The sequence below is a fragment of the Pseudomonas agronomica genome (assembly GCF_025917275.1).
GTDB lineage: Bacteria > Pseudomonadota > Gammaproteobacteria > Pseudomonadales > Pseudomonadaceae > Aquipseudomonas > Aquipseudomonas agronomica.
Genome location: NZ_JAOSHO010000829.1, coordinates 1 through 1,368 on the forward strand (window position 1 = coordinate 1; position 1,368 = coordinate 1,368).

Consider the following 1,368-nt stretch of genomic DNA (forward strand, 5'->3'; position numbering starts at 1 on the left):
GTGGGGCATCCACATTCTATGGAGTTGTCTTTATGGGCCCATGGCTCGATAGCATCACCGGCTGGCTGACCGTCAATCCGCAGTGGCTGGCGATGGCGGTGTTTGTCGTCGCGTGCGTTGAATGCCTGGCCATCGCCGGGTTGATCGTGCCCGGCACCGTGCTGTTGTTCGCGATCGCGGTGCTGGCCGGCAGTGGTGCGTTGTCCTTGGGTGAAACCTTGCTGCTGGGCCTTCTCGGCGGATTGCTGGGGGACCTGGTGTCGTACTTCCTGGGCCGGCATTTCCACCAGAACATCCGGCGCCTGCCGGGGCTGCGGCATCATCCGGAATGGATGAGCGCTGCGGAAGGCTATTTCCAGCGCTACGGCATCGCCAGCCTGCTGGTGGGACGCTTTATCGGCCCGTTGCGACCGATGCTGCCAATGGTGGCCGGGATGTGCGACATGCCGTTCCCGCGCTTCGCCGTCGTCAGCCTGGTGGCCGCGTCAGGTTGGACCGTCGCCTATTTGCTGCCGGGCTGGGCCACTGGCGCGGCGTTCCGCCTGCCATTGCCCGAAGGCTTCTGGCCGCAGGCCGGCGTCGTCATCGGCAGCATCGCGTTGATGCTCGGCCTGAGCGTCAACAGCAGCCTGCGTCGTCATCGCCATGCCTCGGCAATCATCGCCGGTGTTGGCCTGGCGATCCTGGTCAGCCTGTTCATCGGCTTCCGCTACCTGGCCGCCTTCGACCAGGGCTTGATGGCGCTGGTGCAGGAGCATCGCAGCGCGACGCTGGATGAAATCGCCGTGACCTTCACGTTGATCGGTGAATTTCGCAACATGCTGATCTTCAGCGCCCTGTTGACCGGACTGCTGTTATTGGCGCGCCAGTGGCGGCAGGCGATCTTTGCCGGGGCCACCATGTTGCTCACTGCCCTGGCGAACACCGGCACCAAGCACTTCTTCGCCCGCGTTCGCCCGGAAATCCTCACCGACCCCTTGACCAGCTACAGCATGCCCAGCGGCCACGCCTCCGGCGCATTTGCCCTGTTCCTGAGCCTCGCCGTACTGGCCGGTCGCGGCCAACCACCACGCCTGCGCCTGACCTGGCTGTTGCTTGGTTCGTTGCCGGCGTTAGCCATTGCCCTGTCGCGGGTCTACCTCGGCGCGCACTGGCCAAGCGACGTCGTTGCCGGCGCCATGCTCGCCGCCAGCGTCTGCGCCGCCGTGCTGTGGTTGAGCCAACGCCAGGAACCGCTGCGCGCCATGCCGCCAAAGATCTGGTGGTTGATTTTGCCGGCGCTGGTGGCGGTGTTCAGTTTCTTCGCCTTGCGGCATTTGCCGCATGCGATGTTGCGGTATGCCTACTGATACCAGAGACATAGCATCT

At 64.5% G+C, this 1,368-nt stretch carries 1 protein-coding gene; it reads left to right on the forward strand.

Going from position 1 to position 1,368, the window contains the following annotated elements:
• Window positions 1-32: 32 nt before the first annotated feature.
• The gene (locus tag OC610_RS27480) at window positions 33-1,349 is read left to right on the forward strand and encodes a bifunctional DedA family/phosphatase PAP2 family protein (protein ID WP_264432611.1); all 1,317 of its coding nucleotides are present in this window, start codon (window positions 33-35) and stop codon (window positions 1,347-1,349) included.
• Window positions 1,350-1,368 lie beyond the last annotated feature (19 nt).